Source organism: Massilia phyllosphaerae (assembly GCF_034659755.1).
Taxonomy (GTDB): Bacteria; Pseudomonadota; Gammaproteobacteria; order Burkholderiales; family Burkholderiaceae_D; genus Telluria; species Telluria phyllosphaerae.
Map to the genome: position 1 here is coordinate 695709 of NZ_JAXSQX010000001.1, position 22640 is coordinate 718348.

Consider the following 22640-nt stretch of genomic DNA (forward strand, 5'->3'; position numbering starts at 1 on the left):
GCCATGCCGCCTCTTCACAACGCACCCGGCCAGCGGCGGCAAGAGAGCGTCCTGGCGATCTTCGCGATCTTCCTGAAACTCGGGCTGAGCGCCTTTGGCGGCCCCGCCGCCCACCTCGGCTATTTCCGCAACGAATTCGTACTGCGCCGCCGCTGGCTGGATGAAGCCGACTATGCGGACCTGGTCGCGCTCTGCCAGTTTTTGCCGGGTCCGGCATCGAGCCAGGTCGGATTCGGCTTGGGCTTGTTGCGAGGACAGGGCCTGGCAGGCGGCTGCGCCGCATGGCTCGGCTTTACCTTGCCGTCCGCGCTGATCCTGTTCGCCTGCGCACTGGGCGCCGCCGCCCTCAGCGGTCCCTGGGCGGCGGCCGCCATCCACGGCTTGAAACTAGTGGCCGTCGCCGTCGTTGCCCATGCGGTCTGGGGCATGGCGCGCTCGCTGGCGCCCGACGGTCCACGTGCCGGCATCGCGCTGGCGGCCCTCGCCATCGTCGTCTTTGCGGGCGGCTCGTTCGGGCAAGTGGCGGCCATCGGTGCCGGTGCCCTTGCCGGCATGTGGCAGGGTCGCGGCCAGGTAGTGGCCGCGCTGCCGCGTTCCGGATCGCCGGGCGGGCACAAGGGCGGCATCGTGGCGCTGGCGCTGTTCTTCGGCCTGCTGCTGGCGGCCGTGCTCATGCCCGGCGCCGCCACTGCGTCCGTCACGTCGATCTTCGGCGCTTTTTATCGCGCGGGCGCGCTGGTCTTTGGCGGCGGCCATGTGGTGCTGCCGCTGTTGCGCGCGGAAGTGGTCGGGACCGGCTGGCTGGCGGACGACCGCTTCCTGGCCGGCTATGGCCTTGCGCAAGCGGTACCCGGTCCTTTGTTTACCTTCGCCGCCTACCTCGGTGCCAGCTTGGGCGCCGGCATCGGTGCCGGCATCGGCACAGCGGCATCCGGGGCCATCGTCGCGCTGGTCGCGATCTTCCTGCCGGGACTGCTGCTGGTGTATGCGGCGCTGCCGTTCTGGCGCCGTTTCCGGACCTGGCCGCAAGCGCAGCATGCGGTGCGCGGCGCGAATGCCGCGGTCGTCGGCATCCTCGGCGCGGCCCTGTATGACCCGGTCTGGACCGGCGCCGTCCTGGATGGGAGGGACTTTGCCGTGGCGGTGGCAGGCTTTCTTCTATTAGCTATCTGGAAATGGCCACCCCTGGCCGTGGTGCTGTCGGTTGCCGTCGCGGGCGCACTGCTGACGATGCTCGCCTGACGCGGCAAGCTGCGGCGCTGGCGCCCGAGGTAGTTGTGCTCAGTCGCCCAGCTTCACACGCCACAGCTGGGTCGGCAGGGCCGGCGGCGCATCCTTCTTGTAGAAGGCCGAATCCTGGATGCGCGAGGTGGTCACGTACAGGCTGCCGTCCGGACCCTGGCTGAAGGTGTCGGGCCAGCGCAGGCGGGCATCCTGGACCAGCGTGCGCGGACTGCCGGACGCACCCTGCGCCAGGTCGCGTACGCCGATCGCATTGTGTTCCATCAGGCTGACGTACAGCTGGTTGCCCGGCTTGCCGTTCTTGTGGCCGATCCAGAAGCCGTCGGTCGGACCGGTCTGGCCGTAGGACTGCACGTCGCCGGCCACGTCCTGGCCCTGGAAACCGCGCGATGCGAGCACGCTGGCCTGGATCCGGTACAGCGTCTTGCCGGTCAGCGCCTTCCAGTACAGGTAGCCGTCGCCGGACAAGGCGATGCTGTCGGCGGCGAACTGGACCTTGCGGCCGTCGGGCGAGCGGACCGGCTTGCCGTCCGAATGCACGACCACGCCTTTCTCGGGCTGGGTCGACGGATGGCCGTCCAGCACGCGCTTGGCCTTGCCGCTGGCCAGTTCGACCACGATCAGGGCGCCGCGCTGGCCGGAGTCGGTGATGAAGGCGAATTTGCCGTCGCTGGAGAAGCGTACGTCGTTCAGGTAGGATCCGGGAATCGCCACCGACTGGTCGAACGCGATCGTCTGGGCCACGCGGTCGGTGGCGAGATCGATGCGTACCATCTTGGGTCCGCCCGGGATCACGGCTTCGTGGGCCGGTGCCGCCGGGTCGAGGACCCAGACGCTGCCGCGGCCGTCGGCCACCACGCTCTGCACGCAGACCCAGTGGTCGGCCGGCGAGGTCTCGTCGCCGTTCGCGTTGCGCCAGGCGTTCCAGCGCGCATCCGGGTAGGGCTTGATCGAACCGTCCTTCATGACTTCGGCCACCGACACCGGCGCATCCTCGGTCCAGCGTGGAAAATTGACGAAGATGCGGCCGCGTTCGCTGACGGTGACGCCGGTCACCTGGTGCGCGAACTGCGCGACCGGTTCCAGGGTGGGCTGGGCCGGTGCGGCCCAGGCGGCGCTGCCAGCCATGCCGGCGAGTGCGAGAGCGGCACATGCGGATGTGAATTTCATTATTTCCCCCGTGAATTAATACTGAACAGTGTCATATAGATATTGAATTATGGTGGGATCGCGCCGTGTCCGGCGCACGCAAGGTGGGTAAGCCAGCAGATAGCAGAACGGCAGGTGTTGCGCAGCTTCGGTTTTTACGCAGTCGAGACCCCATAAATTTATATTTCTCTGAGGATTATCAGGTTATACACTTTGCTCATCGTCAACATAAACGACGACCTGGCGCCCATTACCCGGGCGGCAGAACTGATCGAAAGGACGCGACATGAAAGGCATGTTGTTGGTAAGGCTCATCGGCGGCCTGGTCCTGCTGATGGTGTTGTGGGCGCTGGCGCCGTTCGGCACCGTGCCGGCGGGCTACCGGGGCGTGATGACGACCTTCGGCAGTCCGAGCACCCAGGTGCTCAGCGAAGGCATCCATTTCCGCATTCCGCTGGCGCAGAAGCTCAACCTGGTCAACGTGTCGATCCAGAAGGGCGAGGGCGACGGCGATGCTGCCTCGCGCGACCTGCAGACCGTGCACACCCGGGTGGCGCTGAACTACCACGTCAGGCCGGAAGGCGCCGTCACCGTGTTCCGCGATCTCGGCAACGAACCCGGCCAGCGCATCATCATCTCGGCTGTGCAGGAAGCCGTGAAGGCCGTCACCGCGCGCTTCACCGCCGAAGAGCTGATCGCCAAGCGCACCGACGTGCGCGACCAGATCGTGGCGCAGCTGCGCGAGCGCCTGGCGCGCCATGGCATCATGGTGGACGAGTTCTCGATCGTGAACTTCAATTTCTCGCGCTCCTTCAACGACGCGATCGAAGCCAAGACCACGGCCGAGCAACTGAAGCTGAAGGCCGAGCGCGACCTGCAGCGCATCGAGGTCGAAGCCAAGCAGCGCGTGGCCCAGGCCCGTGCCGAAGCCGAGTCGCTGGCGGTGCAGCGCCAGCAGGTGACGCCGGAACTGATCCGCCTGCGCGAAATGGAAAACCAGCGCATGGCGATCGAGAAGTGGGACGGCAAGCTGCCGACCGTGGCCGGCGGCGGCGCAGTGCCCTTCATTAACGTCAAATAAGTGCAGCTGGCGCCGGCGGCGGCAGCCGTCCGCCCTCCGTGCTCATTCCAGTGTATTCTTGATAACAAAAAGGAGGCCATCATGAACCGCACATTCGTATTCACCACGCTGCTGGCCACGCTCCTGCTGGCCGGCTGCAAACCCCAGGCCGACGGTACCGGCCCTGCCGAGAAGGCGGGCCGTGCCATCGACGATGCCGGCGCCAAAGTCGCCGGCAAGGTACAGGAGCAAGTCGAGAAGGCCGATGCCGTTGCCGCGCAGGCGCGCGAAAACGCGAAGGAAGCGACGGCGCAGGCGAGCCGCAACCTGGACAAGGCGACCGAGGCGGTCGGGAAGAAGGTGGAGCAGGCCGGCGAGAAGATCCAGCAGGCCGCGCATTGAGGTAAGTCGTCACCGCCTATGCGGGGACGACGGTAAGGGCTGATCCCGATCGCTTAGGATACTGCCCTGAGCACCGGCATGCCACCCTGTACGACGGAGAGATCGACGAGTCCCGCGCGGCGGGCGCGCTCGATGTCCTGTTCGACTTCCAGCAGGGCCGCCGGATCGAGGCGCTTGATGCCGCGCACGCCGTAGGCGCGGTTGCGGCCGTGGCCCTTGGCCAGGTACAGCGCCATGTCGACGATGTTGACGGCGCGCTCCCACGACAGTGCCGCGCCGCGCGTCAGCGGGAAGGGGGCGAAGCCGATCGACACGTTGACCGACAATGGCGTGCCCTGGTAGTCGATGGTGCGCGCCGGGATGCCGCTCAGCAGGCGCAGTGCGACCTCGTCCAGGCCGCCGCGCGGCACCGCAGGCAGGAAAGCCAGGAATTCCTCGCCGCCCCAGCGCACGATCATGTCGGTCTCGCGCAGGATCTCGCGCAGGCCGGCGGCGATCTCGCGCAGCACCGCGTCGCCGGCGCCGTGGCCGTAGGTGTCGTTGATGTGCTTGAAGTGGTCGACGTCGAGCAGGAACAGGGCGCTGACCATGTCGTCGCCCTGCGGGTTCAGGCCGGCGCCGCGGCGTTCGGTGTCCTGGTGGCCGCGCATGTATTCTTGGAAGTGGCGGCGGTTGTACAGGCCGGTCAGCGGATCGCGCGCGCTCTGCTGTTTCAGTTCCTGGTTCTTTTCTTCCAGCTGGGCGTTGGCCTGGCGCACCTTGCGGTACAACATGAAGACGATCGCCGACGCCAGCGCGAAGACCGTGGCCAGCAGCCACCAGACGCGCTGCTGCAGGCGGCGGTTGTCGATCTCGGTCGACTTGACCTGGTTTTCCTGGCGCAGCAGTTCGATCTGGCGCTGGCGCTTGTCGGCTTCGTACTTTTCCTGCAGCTCCAGCATCGCCTTCTGGCGGCGCTTCTCGAACAGTTCGTTCGACAGCGCGCGCTCGCGGTGGTAGGCACCCAGCGCGCCGGCGTAATCGCCCACGCGTTCCAGCGCATCGCCGTATTCGGTCAGCATCATCTGCAGGTCGGGCTTGTGGCCGGACTTCTCGTACCAGGCCATGCCTTCCTCGATGCTTTTCTTGCCTTCCGCGAGGCGGCCCATCGCCAGGTAGGCCTGGCCGATGTTCAGGCGCGCGGTCGACATCACGCGTTCGTCCTTGAGCTTGCGGCCCTGTTCCAGCGCCTGCTGGGCATAGCTCAGCGCGGCGTGGTGGTTGCGCAGCTTGAGGTTGCAGTCGGACAGGTTGACCAGCGCGGTGGCGATCATCGGGTCGGCGCCGATCTGGCGCGACAGCTCGAGTTCCTCGCGCATCACCTTCAGGGCGCGCTGGAGCTGGCCAGAATCGATGGCGACGCCGTATTCCGTGTTCTTCAGCGTCGCCAGGCGTGCCGGCGAATTCAGTGTCTCGGCGGCGCGGTAGGCTTCGTCGAGCGCGTCGAAGGCCTTGCCGGGTTCGCGCATCTGGTTGTACAGGTAGGCCAGCGAATTCAGCGTGATCACGATGGACAAGGGGTCGCCGCTCTGGCGCGCCTGGGTGACGGCCGCCTGGATGCGGTTCAGGGCGCTCGGGAAGTTGCCGTCCTCGGCATGCGACTCGCCGGACGAGACCATGGCGCGGATGCGCAGTTCGCGGTCCTGGCTGTCGAGGGCCAGCTTCTCGGCTTCCCACACCAGCTGGTGCGATTGCGCCATCTCGTTCATCGCGAACAGCGCATAGGCCTTGGCCAGCAGGGCGCGCGCAATGGCATCCTCGTCGTTGTGCCGGCGGCCCAACACCAGTGCCTCTTCGCACAGCGGCAGCGCCCGTTCATTGTGGCCCAGGCGGTACTGGGCGATGCAGGACAGGCTGAGGAAATTGACGCGTTCGCCGGGCGTGGCCGTGGGCAGTTCGGCAGCCAGCTTGTCCAGCATCGGCAGCGCGCGCTGCGGGTTGACACGGGTGATTTCCTGGATCTCGGCCAGCTGCTTGTGCAGTGGCGAGGTGGCAGCGGCGGCCGGCGCTGCTGCCGGGGCCGCAGCGAAAGCGGTACCCCACGCCAGCAAGAGCGATAGCAGAGGCGCGCGCAAGACCGCGCGGCTGCTTCGATATTGCGATGCGCAATGCAGGCCTGCCAAGATAGCTCTCCCCGAGGATAGGCTGTCCCAAGAATAATTGCGACCCGTCTTGGAACCAAGCTTGGGATTATAGGCCTGTTGCATAGCAGAAAGACGTTTTTTTATCTCTCGTATGCGAAAAAAAGACACGCCATAAAGGGATGTCAAAACACATTTGCTCCGTTACGGTGCAAATGTGTCGTTAAAAGGCGGGATCAGGCGGCCAATTGCTGCAACAGGTAGAGCCGCTGGTAGAGGCCGCCTTCGATGTGCATCAGCTCGTCATGGCTGCCGGCTTCGCTGATGCGGCCGTGGTTCAGAACGATGATGCGGTCGGCGTCGCGGATCGTCGACAGCCGGTGCGCGATGGCGATGATGGTCACCTTGCCGCGCAATTCGGTCAGCGCCTGCTGCACGATCTGCTCGGTCTGGCTGTCGATGCGCGAGGTGGCTTCGTCGAGCAACAGCACGCGCGGCTTGCCGGCCAGCGCGCGCGCAATCGCGATCAGCTGTTTCTGGCCGGACGAGAGGCGCGAGCCGCCTTCGCCGAGCGGGGTATCGTAGCCGTTTTCCAGCGCCGCGATGAAGCCGTGGGCATGGGCCGCGCGCGCCGCCGCCTCGATCGCCTCGCTGGACAGGCCGCGTCCCATGTCGATGTTCTCGCGCGCCGACGCCGCCAGCAGGAACGGGTCCTGGGGCACCAGGCCGACTTCGCTGCGGAAGCGTTCGTTGTCGATCGCCGCCAGCGGCTCGCCGTACAGTTCGATGCTGCCCCGCGTCGCCGGATAGTAGCGCAGCAGCAGCGACAGCAGCGTCGACTTGCCGCTGCCGGTGTGGCCGACGATGCCGACGAAGGCGCCGCGCGGGATCTCGAGCGACAGATCGTGCAGCACGGTCTGGCCTTCGATGTAGGCGAAGTTCAGGTTGCGCACGCGGACCGCCGGCGCATTCGGGTCGATGTTCGACGGGCCATCGGCCTTGCGCCCTTCGGCGGCTCGACGGCGTCCATGTTCCGGCGCCCCGGTCTCGTCGAGCAGGGCCGACACGCGCGCCGTGGCGACCACCGCCTGCTGCAGGCCGCTGAACTGCATCGTGATCTGGATGAGCGGCTCGACCACGCGCGCGATGTAGCTGATGAAAGCGTACAGCACGCCGACTTCGACCCCGTTCAGGCTGCGCTGGCCGAAGCTGAAGATCACCACCGCCAGCAGCACCACGTTGAGGAAGTCGAGCGCGGGACGCAGCAGGAAGGCGTTGGCGCGCAGCTCGGCCACGCGCGCCGTGTAGTGCTGCTGGTTGGTGCCGGCGAAGCGCTCGCCGAAGCGGTGCTGTGCATTGTTCGCCTGCAGCACGCTCATGCCGCCGATCGATTCCGCCATCTGGGCGTTGATGTCGCTGCGCAGGGCGCGCGCGCGCGTGACCGCCGGCGCCGACGTTTTCTGGTACAGCCAGACGATGCCGAGCACCGCCGGCACCAGCGCCAGCACGATCAGCATCAGGCGCCAGTCGAGCCAGGCCATCGCGATCGAGGTCCCGACCAGCACGATGCTGCTGTCGAGGATCACGAACAGCACCTGGATGTACAGGGTCTTGACGGCTTCGGTGTCGTTGGTGACGCGGCTGACCAGCTGGCCGGTGATGGCCTTGTCGAAGAAGGCCATCGGCAGGCGCAGCACGTGGCCGTACACCCATTCGCGCAGGCGCTGTACCGAGCGCATCGCCAGGCCGGACAGGCGCACCAGCTGCAGGAAACGCAGCCAGGACGCGGCCCAGCCGGTGAGCAGCACACCTGCCAGCAGCAACGCCATGCGGGTCCAGTCGAGGTGGTGCGGCAGCAGGTGGTCGTCGATCAGCTTCTTGCCGAGCAGGGGGCCGAGCACCTCGAGGGCGGCGGCGACGATCAGCCAGCCGGTGGCCCATTTCAGGTGGACGCGGTCGGGTTCCGCGGCGCGCCGCAGCAGGCCGAGCGCCTGGAAGGCCTGGTCCTTCGATGCGCCCTTGGTCTTGTCGTTGTCTGCGTCAGACTGCATCGAGACTGGCCTCCAGTTGTTGATAGCGCCATTGGCTGGCATACCAGCCGTCGCGCGCCAGCAGTTGTTCGTGGGTGCCCGATTCGACGATGCGGCCGTCGCGCAGCACCACCGTCAGGTCGGCCTTGACCACGGCCGACAGGCGGTGGCTGGCGATGATCACCGACAGTTCCGGGCGCGTGCGGCGCAATTCATCGAAGTGCTCGAGGATGCTGGTCTCGGTGCCGGTATCGACCGCCGACAGGGCGTCGTCCAGCAGCAGCAGGCTGCTCTGCGCCAGCAGCGAACGCGCGATCGCCACCCTCTGGCGCTGGCCGCCGGACAGCGTGATGCCTTTTTCCCCGACCGGGGTGTCGTAGCCGTAGGGGAAGCGCAGGATGTCGTCGTGGATGGCCGCCATTTTCGCCGCCCCTTCGATCTCCTCGCGCGAGGCGCCGGGGCGGCCCAGTGCGATGTTCTCGGCGATCGAGGCCGAGAACAGGAAGGATTCCTGCGGCACCCAGCTCAGGCCCGCGCGCAGCGTCGCCAGCGTGTATTCGTCGAGCGCATGGCCGCCCCAGGTGACCGTGCCGCGCTGCGGCGTGGCCTGGCGCAGCAGCACCCGCAGCAGCGTCGATTTGCCGGCACCGGTGGCGCCGACCAGGCCCAGGGTCTGGCCCGGTTCCAGGCGCAGCGAGATGTCGTTCAGCGCCGGCGGAAGCTGCCCTTCCTGGCCGCCGTAGGTGAAGCTGACGTCCTTCAGCACCAGCGGACCGCGCGCCAGCTGCTGGACGGTGCCGTGGTCGTCGACCGTGAGCGGGGCGTCGAGCAGCGGCTCCAGGCGCGCCAGCGCGGCGCGTCCGCGTTCGATCAGCGACAGCACCCAGCCGGCCGCGAACATCGGCCAGATCAGCTGGCCGAGGTACATGGTAAAACTGGTCAGCAGACCGATGGTGAGCTGGCCCTGCCACACCAGGTAGCCGCCCAGGCCGAGCGTCAGGCCGGTGGCGGCGGTGAGGGTCAGGCCGACCGCCGGTTCGTAGGCGGCTTCCCATTTCTGGGCGGTGAGGCTGGCGTCTGCGGCGGCGGCGGCCAGTTCCGAGAACTGCTTGCTGCTGCGCTGTTCCAGGCCGAGCGCGCGCAGCGTGCGCACGCCGCTCAAGGATTCCTGCACGTGGTCGTTCAGCTTGGAAAAGCGCGTGAGCGAGTCGGCTGATGCGGTGTGGATGTGGCGCGAGATGTGCCAGAACGCCACCCCCATCAACGGGAAGGGCAGCAGCGCGATCAGGGTCAGGCGCCAGTCGACACCGAGCAGCATGATGCCCAGCACCATGATCAGCGTGAGCGTGCCGTCGAAGCCGGCCAGCATCGCTTCGCCGGACGCCTGTTCGATGGCGTCGATGTCGTTGGTGGCCAGCGCCATCAGGTCGCCGGTGCGCTGGCGCTGGTAGAAGGCCGGGCCCTGGGCCGACAGCCGCGCATACAGGCGCGTGCGCAGCTCGACGCCGAGGCGGTAGGCCGCTGAATACAAACGCAGCCGCCACGCTACGCGCAGGCCGTAGATCGCCAGGCCGAGGCCGAGCAGTTCCAGCAACTGGATGGTGAGATCGTGGCCGCCGAGGCGGTGCGCCGCCAGCCCGTCGATCATCGCGCCGACCTTGCGCGGCACCAGCACCGAGCACACCGATACGCCGAACAGCATCACGGCCGACGACGCATAAGAACGCCAATGCCGGCGCACGAAGCCGCCGATCAGGCTAGCCAAACCCATTGATTATCCCGTTGAAAAAAGAAAGCGAGCCGAAGCCCGCCAGCGATTTTCAGGGATCGTTGGAAGCGGGCCAAGGCCCGCTAATGTACTACCTTTGAGCAGCCCTTGCAGGCGGGGCGCCCACAAGCGGGACAGCGCGCGCCGTGCTCAGGCGCAATGGTCAAGCGCAGTACTTAAGATTTCTTGCGCGACGTGCGGCGGCGTTCCGACGCCGGGCCGTTGCTCAGCTGGACCGGCGGGGTGGTGTCGAGCGGCGCCACCGGCGGCAGTTCGACGTGCTTGCCGTTTTCCAGCGGCACGGTCGAGGCGAGCGGATGCTCGGCGCCGACCGGCTTGGGGGCCAGATCGTTGAGGGCTTCGACCAGCGGCTTGGCCTTGGCCGGCGGCGCCTCGTCGGCGATCACGATGTCGACCAGGGCATCGACGTTGGCGCTGGTTTCCTCGTCGAGCGCCTTGGCCTGCAGGGGAGCAGAATCGGCGGGCGCGGCATCGGCCGGGGCGGCATCGGCCGCCGCGGCATCGGCCGGCGGCTTGGCCGCATCCGGTTCGGGCGGTACTTCGGACGGCGCTTCGCCGGTCTTTTCGGCGCCAAGTTCGGTCGGTGCCTCCACCGGTGCGGCCGGCGCTTCCGCCGGTGTGGACGAGGTCTGGTCGCCCACGCCCATCGTGTCCTCGGCCAGCGCCGCATTGCTCTCGACCGCGGCCGTCGCGATCTCGGTCGTCACGGTGGCGGCATCGGCGACCGCGATGCCGGCCTGTTCGACGACGTGCGCGACCGGGGCCGCCAGCAGCGCCGGCGACTGGATCGGCATCGGCGCCGGCACGGGCATCGGGATGGTGCTCCAGTTGCGCTCGCGCGCGCCCATGGCGATGCCCATCAGTTCACGCGAATAGGAAAACATCTGCTGCCACTGGCCCTGGCTGCCGATGGCGAACAGGTCGCGCGGATCGCTCGCATGCAGCATCTGGCGCAGGGTGCCGGTGGCTTGTTCCACCGAGGCACGCGAAGTCTTGATGTTGAGAGCAAACAGCTGCTCGGCACTGTCGAGCGCGCGGGTGGTCAGCGCATGGAATGCGTCGAGCTGGGCCTCCCATTGGGGGCGCACGACGGACAGGCGATCGGGGAGTGAAGTCATCGGAAATTCCTTGTTCGTTCAGGTTATGACGCACTGCAATAGACCTAGTGTAAAGCCGTTCATCAGGGTTGAAAAGGAAATTCTGTGCAGTTTTTATAAGGAAATCTTGCGGCGCAGCATTAGTTTTGGATGTGATAAGCTGATCCCATTACCTGTGCCGAAGGAGAGAAAATGGACCTCGTCATTCGCAACGCCACCCTGGCCGACGGCCGCAAGCAGATCGACATCGCGATCCGCGGCGACACCATCGTCGAGGTCGGTCCCAGCCTGCCGTTGCAAGGGGCCCACGAAATCGACGCCGGCGGCGACTTGGTCTCGGCACCGTTTGTTGACGCCCATTTCCACATGGATGCAACGCTCAGCTACGGCTTGCCGCGCGTGAACCAGTCGGGCACTTTGCTCGAGGGTATCGCACTGTGGGGAGAATTGAAACCGCAACTAGCTCAGGAAGCGCTGATCGAACGCGCGCTGCAGTATTGCGACTGGGCAGTGGCGCGGGGGCTGTTGGCGATTCGCACCCACGTCGACGTCTGCGACGACCGGCTACTGGCGGTCGAGGCGCTGCTCGAGGTAAAACGGCGCGTCGCGCCTTACCTCGACCTGCAGCTGGTGGCCTTTCCCCAGGACGGCCTGCTGCGCAGTCCCACCGCCTTCGACAACCTGAAGCGCGCGATCGCGATGGGCGTGGACGTGGTCGGCGGCATCCCGCACTTCGAGCGCACGATGGCGCAGGGCGCCGAGTCGGTGCGCCTGCTGTGCGAATACGCGGCGGAGCAGGGCCTGATGGTCGACATGCATTGCGACGAAAGCGACGATCCGCTGTCGCGCCACATCGAGACGCTGGCGTATGAAACCCAGCGCCTCGGACTGCAGGGGCGCGTGACCGGTTCGCACCTCACCTCGATGCACTCGATGGACAATTATTACGTGAGCAAATTGCTGCCGCTGATCGCCGAGTCCGGCGTGGCGGCGATCGCGAATCCCCTGATTAACATTACGCTGCAGGGGCGCCACGACACCTATCCCAAGCGGCGCGGCATGACCCGGGTGCCCGAACTGCTGGCAGCGGGCGTGCCGGTCGCCTTCGGCCACGACTGCGTGATGGACCCGTGGTACGGCATGGGCTCGGGCGACATGCTGGAAGTCGCGCACATGGGCCTGCACGTGGCGCAGATGACCGGCCAGGCCGCGATGCACCAGTGCTTCCTGGCCGTGACCGAGACCCCGGCGCGCATTCTCGGCCTGCAGGGCTACGGCATTGCGCCGGGTTGCAAGGCCGACCTGGTATTGCTCGACGCCGGCGGCCCGGTCGAGGCGATCCGGCTGCGCGCGGCGCGGCGCGCGGTGATAAGGCGCGGGCAGGTCGTCAGCGAGGCGCCGCGGGCGCGCGCCAGCCTGCGTTTGCCGGGTCGGCCCGAGACGGTGGATTTCCGGCTCGGGCGCGAGGCCTGATCAGCAAGGAAGGGGTGGCAGCTCAGCGCGGGTAGATGAAACCGGTGCGGATATCCATCGGCACCAGGCGGCCGCCTTCGCGCACAGTCAAGCGCTGCGGCGGCTCGTCGCCGGCCAGCGCGCGCCAGATCACCGGCAGGCCTTCGCCCTTGCGCAGCAGCTCGTCACAGCGTTCGTAGACGTTGGGGCAGCCGGTGGCTTTCAGCAGGGCCTGCACGATCGCGACCTTCCATGCATCGACGCCGGCGGCATTGAACTGGCAGGTCAGGTAACCGGTACTGCCGCCGACGCTGTGCACCAGCAGGCCCGGCAAGCCATCCTTTTCGCCGTCGACCAGCTGCACCAGCGCCTGCGGATCGGCAGCGCGCAGCGCGCCGGCGCGGCGCTCCACGGCCGCCTGCACGCGGCGCTTGATCAGCGCATGGTCGACCGGCTCGTCTTCGCGCAGGGTCCAGACGCGGGCGGCGATCTGCGACTTGGCGCTGTAGGCGGCGCGCGCCAGGAATTGGCGCGACGACGATTGCACGATGGCGGTGGCGCCCGGCTTGTTGCGCTCCTGCGGCTTGCCGTCGACTTTGTCGATGGCCGAGACATAGATCCAGGGATCGCCGGCGAGGATGCTTTTTTCCTTGCCCTGTTTGATGGTGATGATGAGCATGTGCGTCTTTCTTTTGAAGGAGCGGATGATACAACAAGCGGGGGCCGCCTCCCGCAGCGTGCATGCCTGGATGCAGCATCTATTTCCTCTTGTAATTGCACAAAAATATAGTCGTCAAACCTGTCAGATTCGCTAGCCGTGCAGCCAAATCCTGGTGGTAAACTCTTGCGCTTTCGATACTTTAAGCAGGCCCAGCAAGTGACAGATATCCGTGTTCGTCCAGCGACCGATGCCGATTTCAACGCCATGTGGACAATCTTCCAGTCGCATGTCGCCGAGGGAGAAACATATGTTCACGACGGCACGACCAGCCGCGAAGCCGCCCTGGACTACTGGTTTGCGCCGGGCGTCGCCACCTGGGTGGCTGTCAAGGGTGGCGAGCGCATCCTCGGGATGTACCGGCTGCAGCCCAACCAGCTCGGGCGCGGCGCCCACGTGGCCAACGCTTCCTATATGGTCAGCCCGAATGCGCAGGGCGTCGGCATCGGTCACCTGCTGGGCGAGCACAGTATCGGCGAGGCGCGGCGCCAGGGATTCCTGGCGATGCAGTTCAATTTCGTGGTCAGCACCAACAGCCGCGCGCTCCACTTGTGGAAGCGGCTGGGCTTCTCGATCGTCGGCACCCTGCCCAAGGCCTACCGCCACCGCCGCCTGGGCTACGTCGACGCCTACGTGATGTACAAGCTGCTGGAAGACCCGGCCCGCTGGGCGCTTCCCGAGGAAGACTGAGGACCCCTTGCATATCCTCGCCACCGCGCGCCTGAACCTGCGCACCGTCGAACCCGGCGACGCTGCGTTTTACCTGGCGCTGCTGAACGACCCGGCCTTCGTCGAGCAGATCGGCGACCGCGGCCTGCGCACGCTGGAGGATGCCCAGCAAGCCCTGCTGGCCGGTCCGATCGCGATGCAGGAAGAGCGCGGCCACTCGCTGTACGTGGTGGAGTTGCGCGATAGTGGCGGGGTGCCGATCGGGATGTGCGGCCTGATCAAGCGCGACAGCCTGGATGGCGTCGACATCGGCTACGCCTTCCTGCCCGCCTGGCGCGGCCAGGGCTACGCCTTCGAGGCCGGCGTCGCGGTGCTCGGGTTCGCGCCCAGCCTCGGCCTGCGGCGCGTGCTGGCGATCACCTCGCCGAACAACATCGCTTCCAATTACCTGCTGCGCAAGATGGGGATGCGCTTCGAGCGCTTCACGCACCTGGCGCCGGGCGACGCCGGCACCAATCTATACAGCATCGACCTGGCGCCGCCGGACGACGACGGGCGCCTGCCGCGCATCGTGCAGGCGCTCGAGGCGCTGACGCCGCGCGCCGTTTTCGCGCCCGTGTCCGCGCCGTGTCCCGATAATCAGCGCACCCGCAGCAAACGCACGCCGTAGATATCGAAGCGGTTCGACGGCCCCTCGACGCCGCCGGCGGCGCTGAAGCTGCTGTTGCTCTCCAAATAGCTCATGTTGAAGAAGTCGCTCATCTCGATGCGGTAGCTGGCGTGCGCAGCGAGCTTCGCCGCCAGCGGCGTCGAGAACACCGTCGGCGTATTCGCCTTGTCGATGCGCGCGTGCGGCAACTGCACCACGCCCTGCGCCACGATGGCGCCGGCCCCGTCCTTCACCGTCAGCCACTTCACGCCGCCGCTGATGCCCAGGTTCACCTGGTTGGCGCCATTGTGGTAGCGCACCTGCACGGCGTAGTCGCCATCCTGCGGCACGCGCACGTCGCGCACCGCGAAATGGTCGTCCGGCTTGCCCCAGTTGGCCAGGTGGGTTTCGGCGAAACGGGCATTCGGGCCGGCCAGCGCCACGCTTGCCGCGACGCGGGCGTCGGTGGCGGCGATGTCGACCACGCTGCCGATGCAGAGCGGCTGGCTGTGGTGGCTGCGGTTGGCGCCCGCGCCGAATTGCGCTTCGACGGCGTAGCAGGCGTTGGCGGGGGCGCCGCGGTCGGTCCAGGCGCCGGCCGCCAGCCCCTGTGCGACCGGTTTGCCGTCGCGGTAGACGTTGTAGGTGACGCCGGCCGCTTCACCAGGGCCGCCGACCGTCAGCACCGGATGGCCGGCGGCGTCGCGCGTCATGCTCTTGACAACCGGCTCGCGCGGGCCGAACACGGCCGGATCTTCACGGTAGGGGTCGGCCTGCACGCGCCGCATCGGCTGGGCGTCGGCGGCTGCCTTGCCGAAGCGGATCTCGATGGTGTTTTCGGCGCGCAGCTGGTCCCAGCGGATGTCCGGTCCAGCGGGCTGGCCGTTCAGCAGGATGCCTTCGACCGCGTAAATGCCCGCGGCGTGATTGCTGCCCGCATCCGCCGGCAGATGCAGCGTGACGTCGATCGCATGGCCGCGCAGGCGCAGGTTGCGCAGCGTGGCGACGCCGTCCGCACCGATCATGCCGGCGCGCAGTCGGGTGGTGACGAAAGGCTGCAGCCGGATGCCGGCGGCCGTGGCCGACACGCCGAACACGTTGCGCACCACCATGCCGATATAGCCGCCGACGGACCACAGCTGGCGGCGCGAGTTGATGACGGGGCCGATCAGTTCGGGATGCGCTTCGTCCAGCAGCACCGGCTGGCCCGACAGCCACTCCAGGTTTTCCATGTTCGACAGGTTCAGCGCCGCGCCGCGGATCAGCGCATCGTAGGCGGCATCGGCGACGCCGGCGTGGCGGCCCAGGGCCGCGGCGCGCAGGCCGTAAGCCGTCACGAACGGCCACATGGCGCGGTTGTGGTAGACCGGCATGCCCTGCTGCTGCGGCCAGATCACCGGTGCGCCCATCGGGCCGTGCGGATAGCGGGCCAGGATGCTGCGCGCGCGTTCGCCGTCGGCGACGCCGGTGACGATCGCCAGCGCCTGGCCCAGCCAGTCGAACTTGTGCAGCGGCGCGCCGTCGAAGTGGGCGGCGGTGAGGCTGCTGTACATGCCTTCGTCGGGCAGCCACAGGCGCGTGTTGATGCTGCGCTTGAGTGCCGCCGCCCAGTCGCCGTAGCGCTTGGCGCGCGCCGGGTCGCCCTGTTCGCGCGCCAGCTGGGCGGCCAGCGTCAAGGCCTTGTAGTGGGCGACGTTGGTCGACAGCGCGGCGCTGCTGGCCATCGAGGCCAGGTCGCTCGGGATCCACGCCGCGTAGCTCTGGTCGCGCCAGTCGAGGAAGGATTCCTCGCCGGTGTACAGGCCGGTCGCCTGGTCGAAGGCGGCGAGGCGGTCGTTCTCGATCGTGTTCGACAGCGCCTGCAGCGCCCTGGCGGCAAAGGCCGGGCGCTCGGCGGGCGCCAGGTTGTTGAGCGTTTCCTCGGCCGCGAAGGCCCAGGTCACGCGGTCGGTGCTGACCGGCCAGCTGCCGCCGCTGCCGGTGTCCTGCACGATCTGCAGGCCGTCCGCCGTTCCGGCAACGTGCGCCGCCTTGGTGACGCCGTCGCGCCAGCCGGACAGCTTGAACTCGAGCGAATTGCGCACGCGCTGCGGATCCAGCATCGCCAGGCCGAGCTCGGCCGCATACGACAGGTCGCGCGTCCACACGTAATGCCATTTCTCGCCGGTCTCGAAGCAGTCGCAAGGGATCGGCGCGTTGCCGTTGTAGTTACCGTCACGGATTTCCTTGACCGAATCCTGGCGCATCTCGTGCACGGCCAGCGCGAACAGGGCGTCGAAGGCCAGGTTGCCGCTGCGGACCCGGGGCAGGGCGGCGTCTTCCTGGTAGGAGGCGAATTGCGGACCGGGGTCGCGCAGCTGCATCGTGGTCGAGTGCACGTAGGTGCGCAGCGGCGCCGCCGGATCGGGGCTGGAAAAGCGTGCGTGCTCCTGTTTGCCGTCCCAGGTCGCAAAGTCCAGGGTGCGGGTGGCGGCGGCATCCTTGTGCGGATCGAGCGTCGCGGTCTGCGCCGGCGCCGGCAGCCGTGTCACGCTCAGTACCGGCCTGGCCCGGTCGCTCACGTCGACCCGGAAGCGGAAGGTGGCGGTCTGCCGGGTGAACAGGTAATCCTCGGGACCGGCCTGGGTCGCCAGCGGATAGGCGCGTTCCAGGTCGACCCGCACGCTGGCCGCCGGATCGGCGACCCATTCCGCGCTCCAGTCCTTGCTGCCGATCTTGAAGGCATGGTTGCCCGGACTGACCAGCACATCCGCCTCATAGATGCCCTTGCCCTTGTAGGCGAGCAAGTTGTCGGTGCCCCAGCCGTTGAAGGCGCCGCGCACGTAGATGTCGTACTTCAGCGGCACCGCTTCGGCAGGCGCGGCAGGCGCGGTGGGGGCGGTCAGGACCAGCACGGCGAGCAGGGCGGCCAGGGCGATCACGGTCTTGTTCATGAGGCGTCTCGGGTAGGGTGGGGAACGGCGCGCATCGATCAGAGTTCCAGGATCAGCACCGACTTGGCAGGCAGGCGGATCTCGTCCTTGAGAGTGTACGTCTTGCCGCTCAATACGTCCCGTCCGGATGCCACGCCGTCCAGCATCTCGTGGAAGCGCGCCGCCGGCAACACCATTTCCTTGGCGTTCGCGTTCATCGCCACCATCACCTTCTTCACGCCGCGCGCCTGTTCGTCGTAGCGGAAGTAGACCCAGGTATTGTTTTCCGGCGCGTAGTGCATCAGCTTGCCGTCATGGATGACCGGGCTGTTCTTGCGCCAGGTGACCAGCTTGCGCACGAAGTCCTGGGCCGTGCGCTGGCGCGCCGTCAGGCCGGCGCCGGTGAAGGCATTCACCTTGTCGCCGGCCCAGCCGCCCGGGAAGTCGTGACGGTAGCTGTTGTCGTCGCGGGTGCCGACGGTACTGGTCATCAGCAGTTCGTCGCCGGTATAGAAGTGTGGGATGCGCGGCATGGTCATCACGAAGGCGATGTCCATGCGGTAGCGGTCGTAGTCCTCGTTCACCACGCTGAAGATGCGCGCGGTGTCGTGGTTACCCTCGAACAGCACCAGGCGCTTCGGGTCCGGGTACAGGTAATCCTGCGACAGGGTCTCGTAGACGTCGTTGAAGATGTTGCCGCCGTCCTTCTTGGCCAGGGCGTCGCGCATCGCTTCGGTCAGCGGGAAGTCCATCAGGCTCGGCATCGAGCTGACGTAGCCGTTGAAGTTGACCTTGCCGCGCTGCCAGTGCGAGACCAGCGACGGCAGCTTGCTCCATTCTTCGCCGACCATGTTCAGGTTCGGGTATTCCTGCATCAGGCGGCGCGTGTATTCGCTCAGGAAGCCGCCGTCGGAATAGCCGAAGGTATCGATGCGCAGGCCGGTGAGGCCGGCGTACTCGATCCACCAGATATTGTTCTGGATGAGGTAGTTGGCGACGTAGGGATTGGTCTGGTTCATGTCCGGCATGCCGGGGCTGAACCAGCCGGTGGTGAAGTTGTCGGCGTCTTCCTTCGACGCATACGGATCGTGCACCGCGGTGTGGGCATGCCGGGTCGCCACGAAGGTGCCGGGGTGGTTGATCCAGTCCGGGGTCGGCAAGTCCTTCATCCACCAGTGGTTCAAGCCGATGTGCGACAGCACCACGTCCTGGATCAGGCCGATGCCGTGCTTGCGCGCTTCGGTGGACAGGCGCTTGAAGTCCTCGTTGCTGCCGTAGCGCGGGTCGATCTTGTACAGATCGGTGGCGGCGTAGCCGTGGTACGAGGCGGCCTTCATGTCGTTTTCGACGAGGGGCGTCGGCCACAGCTGGGTGAAGCCCAGGCCTTCGATGTAGTCGAGATGGTCGATGATGCCCTGGATATCGCCGCCGTGGCGGCCGTGGCCCAGCTTGCGGTCGAGCTTGTCGGGCAGGGCGGCGACGCTGTCGTTCTTCGGGTCGCCGTTGGCGAAGCGGTCAGGCATGATCTGGTAGATCGCATCCTTGGTGTCGAAACCCTTGCGCTGGCTGGAACCCGGCTCGCGTGCCAGCAGCTTGTACGCATACGTCGTGCTGCGTCCGTCGGCGCCCTTGAACACGATGTCGAAGCTGCCCGGCTTGGCGTCGGCATCCACCAGCAGGTCGATGAACAGGTAGTTCTTGCTGGCGACCCGGCTAACCGAGGCGATGCGCACGCCCGGGTAGCTCAGGGTCGGTTCCAGTGCGGCGATGGCCGGACCGTGGACCATCAGCTGCAAGCCCTTGTGCTGCATGCCGGCCCACCAGAACGGCGGATCCATGTGGTCGATGGCCGGTGCCTGTGCCTGGACGGCGCCGGCAGCCAGCAGAGCGCCGCTCGCAAGCAAAGGGGTGAGCAGGCGGGCAAGGGTCTTGTTCATTGATGTCTCCAGGATAGAAAGGGCTGAGCGACCCCAAGGTCAAGTAGCCAAACTACAGGCCCACTGGACTTGTTTTCCTCAGAAAAATATGCTGTTTGCTTATTATTGCCGCGAGAATACTACAGGGCAGAGGTGCGGACAACGCACACGCAAAATTTGTTGGCTAGTTTTGCTACAACTACGGATGGAGGAAAAGTCAACGGACGCTGCCCAATCGTCCCACCATTCGGTAAACCTACTACGTAGTTTTGCACTAATTCAGTGCATTTTTGCATTATGTTGGTGCGAATCAACAGGGTTGTAGTACGACTACAATAACAAATACCTACGTTTGTAGCTCGAATACAACGTTAAACCCCCTGTTTTGCAGAAATTCACGTAAAAATTTTACATCTAAGTAGTCAAAGGCAAGTCTCGTTGACAGTGCATCTAGTTTTAGTACAGAATCATTGACAGAACGTCTAAGAAACGTTTATTCGAGGATCCCGTGTTGTTGGCTTCCGGCCGGTGTTTGCGGGAAAAATGTAGTTCTAAATGTATTCGAGGGGACAAATGAACCTTTTCGCAAACAAGCGCTCGGCGCGCAACGTGCCGGGCAATGTTGCATTCCAACTCCGTCCGGTTGCAGCAGGCTGCGCCGTCTTCATGGCACTGGCGACCCAGGCTGCCTTCGCGCAGGAACAGCAGACCACCAGCCAGGCGGTGGCACAGAGCAGCGGTGACGCTGCCGCGAACAATGGCAATGCCGGCGTCCAGACCGTGAAAGTAACCGGTATCCGCCGCGGTATCGAAGCGGCGATCTCGGTCAAGAAAAACAACGATTCCATCGTCGAAGCGATTTCGGCGGAAGACATCGGCAAGCTGCCGGACCAGTCGATCGCCGAATCGATCTCGCGCCTGCCGGGCCTGACCGCCCAGCGCGACGAGCACGGTAACGCATCGGTCATCTCGATCCGCGGCCTGTCGCCAGCCTTCTCGACCGGCCTGCTGAACGGCCGCGAGCAAGTGTCCGTCGGCGACAACCGCAACGTCGAATTCGACCAGTACCCGGGCGAGATGCTGTCCGGCGTGACCGTATACAAGACCCCGGACGCCGGCCTGATGGGCCAGGGCCTGTCGGGCACCATCGACATGCAGACCGTGCGTCCGCTGGACTTCAAGGAACGCACGATGGCGGTCAACTACCGCCGCGAGAAGACCGGCCTGGGCATGGATACCCATGGCTACAGCAACCGCTCCACCTTCTCGTACATCGACCAGTTCCAGAACCGCACCGTCGGTATCGCCTTCGGCTTCACCCGCCTGCAGGGCAAGACCGGCGACCAGACCCGCTTCGGCTCCTGGGGCAGCGGCACCACGACCTACAACGGCCAGACCGTCAACATCCCGTACACCGGCATGGAAGCGTTCACCGAGGTCTACACGCAGGAACGCAACGGCCTGATGGGCGTGCTCCAGTTCCGCCCGAGCCGCGAATTCTCGAGCACCATCGACCTGTTCTACTCGCGCTATGACCGCGACACCGCGACCCACGGTATTCAGCTGCCGCTGTCGGACAACCCGGCCACCACGCTGTACGACCGTCCGGGCCAGCTGATCAATCCTACGCTGTCGGGCAACACCGTCACCGCCGGCTCGTTCAACAACGTGCGCGCCGTGCTGCGCAACGATAACGAAGCGTACAGCGACACCAGCAAGTCGATCGGCTGGAACAACAAGCTGAAGCTGAACCGCGACTGGAGCGCCAACCTCGACCTGTCGTGGAACTCGGCCGAGCGTAACGGCGCCAACATCGAAACCTACGGTACTTCAAACGCCTTCGACACCGTCGGCTTCACCGCCGGCAGCCAGATCTTCACTACCGGCGTCAACTACGCCGATCCGAACAGCGTGCGCCTGACCGACGCCCAGGGCTGGGGCGGTACGCAAACCCAGGCCGGTTACGTCAAGTTCCCGCACGTGTACGACAAGCTGGGCGCGATCCGCTTCGACCTGACCCGTGACCTGGACAATGCCTGGGTGTTCAACAAGGCCAACTTCGGCGTCAACGTGACCAACCGTTCGAAGACCCGCGACTACACCGAGAACCTGCTGTCGATCGCCGGCAGCAGCAATCCGTTCGCCTCGGCGCCGTACCCGAGCGGCTCGGGCAGTGCCCCGGCCGGTGCCAGCGGGATCAACATGATCACCTTCAACCCGCTGCAAAACCTGGGTATCTACGATATCAACCAGAAGCTGCATCCGGAGATCTACAACAAGGACTGGACCGTCCGCGAAAAGATCTCGACCGCGTTCGCCAAGCTGGGTATCGACACCCAGGTGGGCCGCATCCCGGTGCGTGGCTCGCTGGGCCTGCAAGTGATCCACACCCAGCAGGAGTCGACAGCGTTCTCGGTGGATAACTCGGTCCCGGGCACCACCGATGCCAACCGTCCGACCGGCACCTACACCGACGGCACCAGCTACAACGACGTGCTGCCGACCCTGAACCTGATCGGCGACCTGGGCAACCAGCAGACCCTGCGCTTCTCGGCCGAGAAGATCATGGCCCGTCCGACCCTGAACGACATGCGCGCCTCGAAGACCTTCGGCCTGGATACGACCAGGAACGAATATTCCGGCAGTGGCGGCAATCCGCAACTGAAGCCGTTCCGCGCCAAGGGCGTCGACCTGTCCTACGAAAAATACTGGGACAACAAGGCCTACGTCAGCGCGGCCGCGTTCTACCGCAAGCTCGATACCTACATCGTGACCGGCGGCCAGAGCACCGACTTCACGCCTTACCTGCTGCCGACCACGGTGCGCGCGCCGAGCAACATCGGTATCTACACCGCGCCGGTCAACGGCTCGGGCGGCAACATGAAGGGTGTGGAATTCGCGGCATCGTTGCCGTTCAGCCTGGTCACCCGCTACCTGGACGGTTTCGGCGTGGTCGCCAACGTCGCCCAGAACAGCAGCGCCGTCACCCTGCCGGACACCACCAACGGCGGTTCGGGTTCGATGGCCCTGCCGGGCCTGTCCAAGCGTGCAGCCAGCCTGACGCTGTACTACGAGAAGGCCGGTTTCTCGGCCCGCGTGGCAGAGCGCTACCGTTCGGACTTCATCGGCGAAGTCTCGGACTACTCCGGTGCACGTGAACTGACCTACTTCCAGGGCGAAAAAGTGATCGACCTGCAGCTCGGCTACGAGTTCCAGACCGGCAGCCTGAAGGGTCTGTCCGTGCTGGCGCAGATGACCAACGTCAACGATGCGCCGTACATGCGCTATCGTAAGACCAAGGACAACGTCATCGAAGACAAGCGCTTCGGCCGCAACGTGATGATTGGCCTGAACTACAAGCTGTAATCGGCACCGATCGGTCAAACGATCTAAAGAAGCCCCTCACCCGGTTCCCGGTGGAGGGGCTTTGTCATA

15 protein-coding genes are annotated in these 22640 nt (G+C 66.0%); 7 read left to right on the plus strand and 8 right to left on the minus strand.

The window, feature by feature from the left end; genetic code table 11:
• The first annotated feature begins 3 nt into the window (after positions 1-3).
• The gene (gene chrA, locus U1H99_RS03060; protein WP_323140294.1) at positions 4-1242 is read left to right on the plus strand and encodes a chromate efflux transporter; all 1239 of its coding nucleotides are present in this window, start codon (positions 4-6) and stop codon (positions 1240-1242) included.
• Between the two features lie 39 nt (positions 1243-1281).
• Here chrA and U1H99_RS03065 read toward each other — a convergent pair whose 3' ends face one another.
• Positions 1282-2412: an L-dopachrome tautomerase-related protein gene (locus U1H99_RS03065; RefSeq protein ID WP_323140295.1), complete on the minus strand. Its 1131-nt coding sequence runs from the start codon at positions 2410-2412 to the stop codon at positions 1282-1284.
• Positions 2413-2677: 265 nt separating this feature from the next.
• Here U1H99_RS03065 and U1H99_RS03070 point away from each other — a divergent pair, with 265 nt between their 5' ends.
• Complete coding sequence (locus U1H99_RS03070; RefSeq protein ID WP_323140296.1) at positions 2678-3472, plus strand: prohibitin family protein; 795 nt, start codon at positions 2678-2680, stop codon at positions 3470-3472.
• An 81-nt stretch (positions 3473-3553) separates the two neighbouring features.
• The gene (locus tag U1H99_RS03075; RefSeq protein WP_323140297.1) at positions 3554-3853 is read left to right on the plus strand and encodes a hypothetical protein; all 300 of its coding nucleotides are present in this window, start codon (positions 3554-3556) and stop codon (positions 3851-3853) included.
• A 53-nt stretch (positions 3854-3906) separates the two neighbouring features.
• Here the strand turns inward: U1H99_RS03075 and U1H99_RS03080 are convergent, their stop codons facing one another.
• The 4 genes from U1H99_RS03080 to U1H99_RS03095 form a co-directional block, all read right to left on the minus strand.
• On the minus strand, positions 3907-5967 hold the full coding sequence (locus tag U1H99_RS03080) for a tetratricopeptide repeat-containing diguanylate cyclase (RefSeq protein ID WP_323140298.1): 2061 nt from the start codon (positions 5965-5967) through the stop codon (positions 3907-3909).
• Positions 5968-6209: 242 nt separating this feature from the next.
• A complete protein-coding gene (locus U1H99_RS03085) occupies positions 6210-8024 on the minus strand; it encodes an ABC transporter ATP-binding protein (protein ID WP_323140299.1) in 1815 nt (604 codons plus the stop codon).
• On the minus strand, positions 8014-9774 hold the full coding sequence (locus U1H99_RS03090; RefSeq protein WP_323140300.1) for an ABC transporter ATP-binding protein: 1761 nt from the start codon (positions 9772-9774) through the stop codon (positions 8014-8016). Before U1H99_RS03090 ends, U1H99_RS03085 begins: the two co-directional genes overlap by 11 nt.
• Before the next feature lie 173 nt (positions 9775-9947).
• Entirely contained in the window at positions 9948-10910 is a 963-nt protein-coding gene (locus U1H99_RS03095) for a phasin family protein (RefSeq protein ID WP_323140301.1), read from the minus strand.
• Between the two features lie 171 nt (positions 10911-11081).
• Here U1H99_RS03095 and U1H99_RS03100 point away from each other — a divergent pair, with 171 nt between their 5' ends.
• Positions 11082-12362 (plus strand): amidohydrolase family protein, encoded by a 1281-nt coding sequence (locus tag U1H99_RS03100; RefSeq protein WP_323140302.1) that lies wholly within the window; start codon positions 11082-11084, stop codon positions 12360-12362.
• Positions 12363-12384: 22 nt separating this feature from the next.
• On the opposite strand, the gene U1H99_RS03105 is transcribed toward U1H99_RS03100, so the two are convergent.
• Complete coding sequence (locus tag U1H99_RS03105) at positions 12385-13020, minus strand: class I SAM-dependent rRNA methyltransferase (protein WP_323140303.1); 636 nt, start codon at positions 13018-13020, stop codon at positions 12385-12387.
• Between the two features lie 246 nt (positions 13021-13266).
• Here U1H99_RS03105 and U1H99_RS03110 point away from each other — a divergent pair, with 246 nt between their 5' ends.
• The gene (locus U1H99_RS03110) at positions 13267-13749 is read left to right on the plus strand and encodes a GNAT family N-acetyltransferase (RefSeq protein ID WP_323140304.1); all 483 of its coding nucleotides are present in this window, start codon (positions 13267-13269) and stop codon (positions 13747-13749) included.
• A 7-nt stretch (positions 13750-13756) separates the two neighbouring features.
• On the plus strand, positions 13757-14398 hold the full coding sequence (locus U1H99_RS03115; protein ID WP_323140305.1) for a GNAT family N-acetyltransferase: 642 nt from the start codon (positions 13757-13759) through the stop codon (positions 14396-14398).
• Here U1H99_RS03115 and U1H99_RS03120 read toward each other — a convergent pair.
• Together U1H99_RS03120 and U1H99_RS03125 are read right to left on the minus strand one after the other, a co-directional pair.
• Positions 14368-17310 carry an MGH1-like glycoside hydrolase domain-containing protein gene (locus tag U1H99_RS03120; protein WP_323140306.1) on the minus strand — a complete coding sequence of 981 codons (2943 nt, stop codon included), beginning with the start codon at positions 17308-17310 and terminating at the stop codon, positions 14368-14370. The genes U1H99_RS03115 and U1H99_RS03120 overlap by 31 nt on opposite strands.
• Before the next feature lie 38 nt (positions 17311-17348).
• Positions 17349-19226 (minus strand): glycoside hydrolase family 13 protein, encoded by a 1878-nt coding sequence (locus U1H99_RS03125; RefSeq protein ID WP_323140307.1) that lies wholly within the window; start codon positions 19224-19226, stop codon positions 17349-17351.
• A 552-nt stretch (positions 19227-19778) separates the two neighbouring features.
• Here U1H99_RS03125 and U1H99_RS03130 point away from each other — a divergent pair.
• The gene (locus U1H99_RS03130) at positions 19779-22571 is read left to right on the plus strand and encodes a TonB-dependent receptor (protein ID WP_323140308.1); all 2793 of its coding nucleotides are present in this window, start codon (positions 19779-19781) and stop codon (positions 22569-22571) included.
• Positions 22572-22640: the final 69 nt, after the last annotated feature.

Bases quoted from the DNA above. Each gene is read 5' to 3' on its own strand.
- chrA (WP_323140294.1), top strand. From the start codon at position 4: ATGCCGCCTCTTCACAACGCACCCGGCCAGCGGCGGCAAGAGAGCGTC.
- U1H99_RS03065 (WP_323140295.1), bottom strand. From the start codon at position 2,412: ATGAAATTCACATCCGCATGTGCCGCTCTCGCACTCGCCGGCATGGCT.
- U1H99_RS03070 (WP_323140296.1), top strand. From the start codon at position 2,678: ATGAAAGGCATGTTGTTGGTAAGGCTCATCGGCGGCCTGGTCCTGCTG.
- U1H99_RS03075 (WP_323140297.1), top strand. From the start codon at position 3,554: ATGAACCGCACATTCGTATTCACCACGCTGCTGGCCACGCTCCTGCTG.
- U1H99_RS03085 (WP_323140299.1), bottom strand. From the start codon at position 8,024: ATGCAGTCTGACGCAGACAACGACAAGACCAAGGGCGCATCGAAGGAC.
- U1H99_RS03090 (WP_323140300.1), bottom strand. From the start codon at position 9,774: ATGGGTTTGGCTAGCCTGATCGGCGGCTTCGTGCGCCGGCATTGGCGT.
- U1H99_RS03095 (WP_323140301.1), bottom strand. From the start codon at position 10,910: ATGACTTCACTCCCCGATCGCCTGTCCGTCGTGCGCCCCCAATGGGAG.
- U1H99_RS03100 (WP_323140302.1), top strand. From the start codon at position 11,082: ATGGACCTCGTCATTCGCAACGCCACCCTGGCCGACGGCCGCAAGCAG.
- U1H99_RS03105 (WP_323140303.1), bottom strand. From the start codon at position 13,020: ATGCTCATCATCACCATCAAACAGGGCAAGGAAAAAAGCATCCTCGCC.
- U1H99_RS03110 (WP_323140304.1), top strand. From the start codon at position 13,267: ATGTGGACAATCTTCCAGTCGCATGTCGCCGAGGGAGAAACATATGTT.
- U1H99_RS03120 (WP_323140306.1), bottom strand. From the start codon at position 17,310: ATGAACAAGACCGTGATCGCCCTGGCCGCCCTGCTCGCCGTGCTGGTC.
- U1H99_RS03125 (WP_323140307.1), bottom strand. From the start codon at position 19,226: ATGAACAAGACCCTTGCCCGCCTGCTCACCCCTTTGCTTGCGAGCGGC.
- U1H99_RS03130 (WP_323140308.1), top strand. From the start codon at position 19,779: ATGAACCTTTTCGCAAACAAGCGCTCGGCGCGCAACGTGCCGGGCAAT.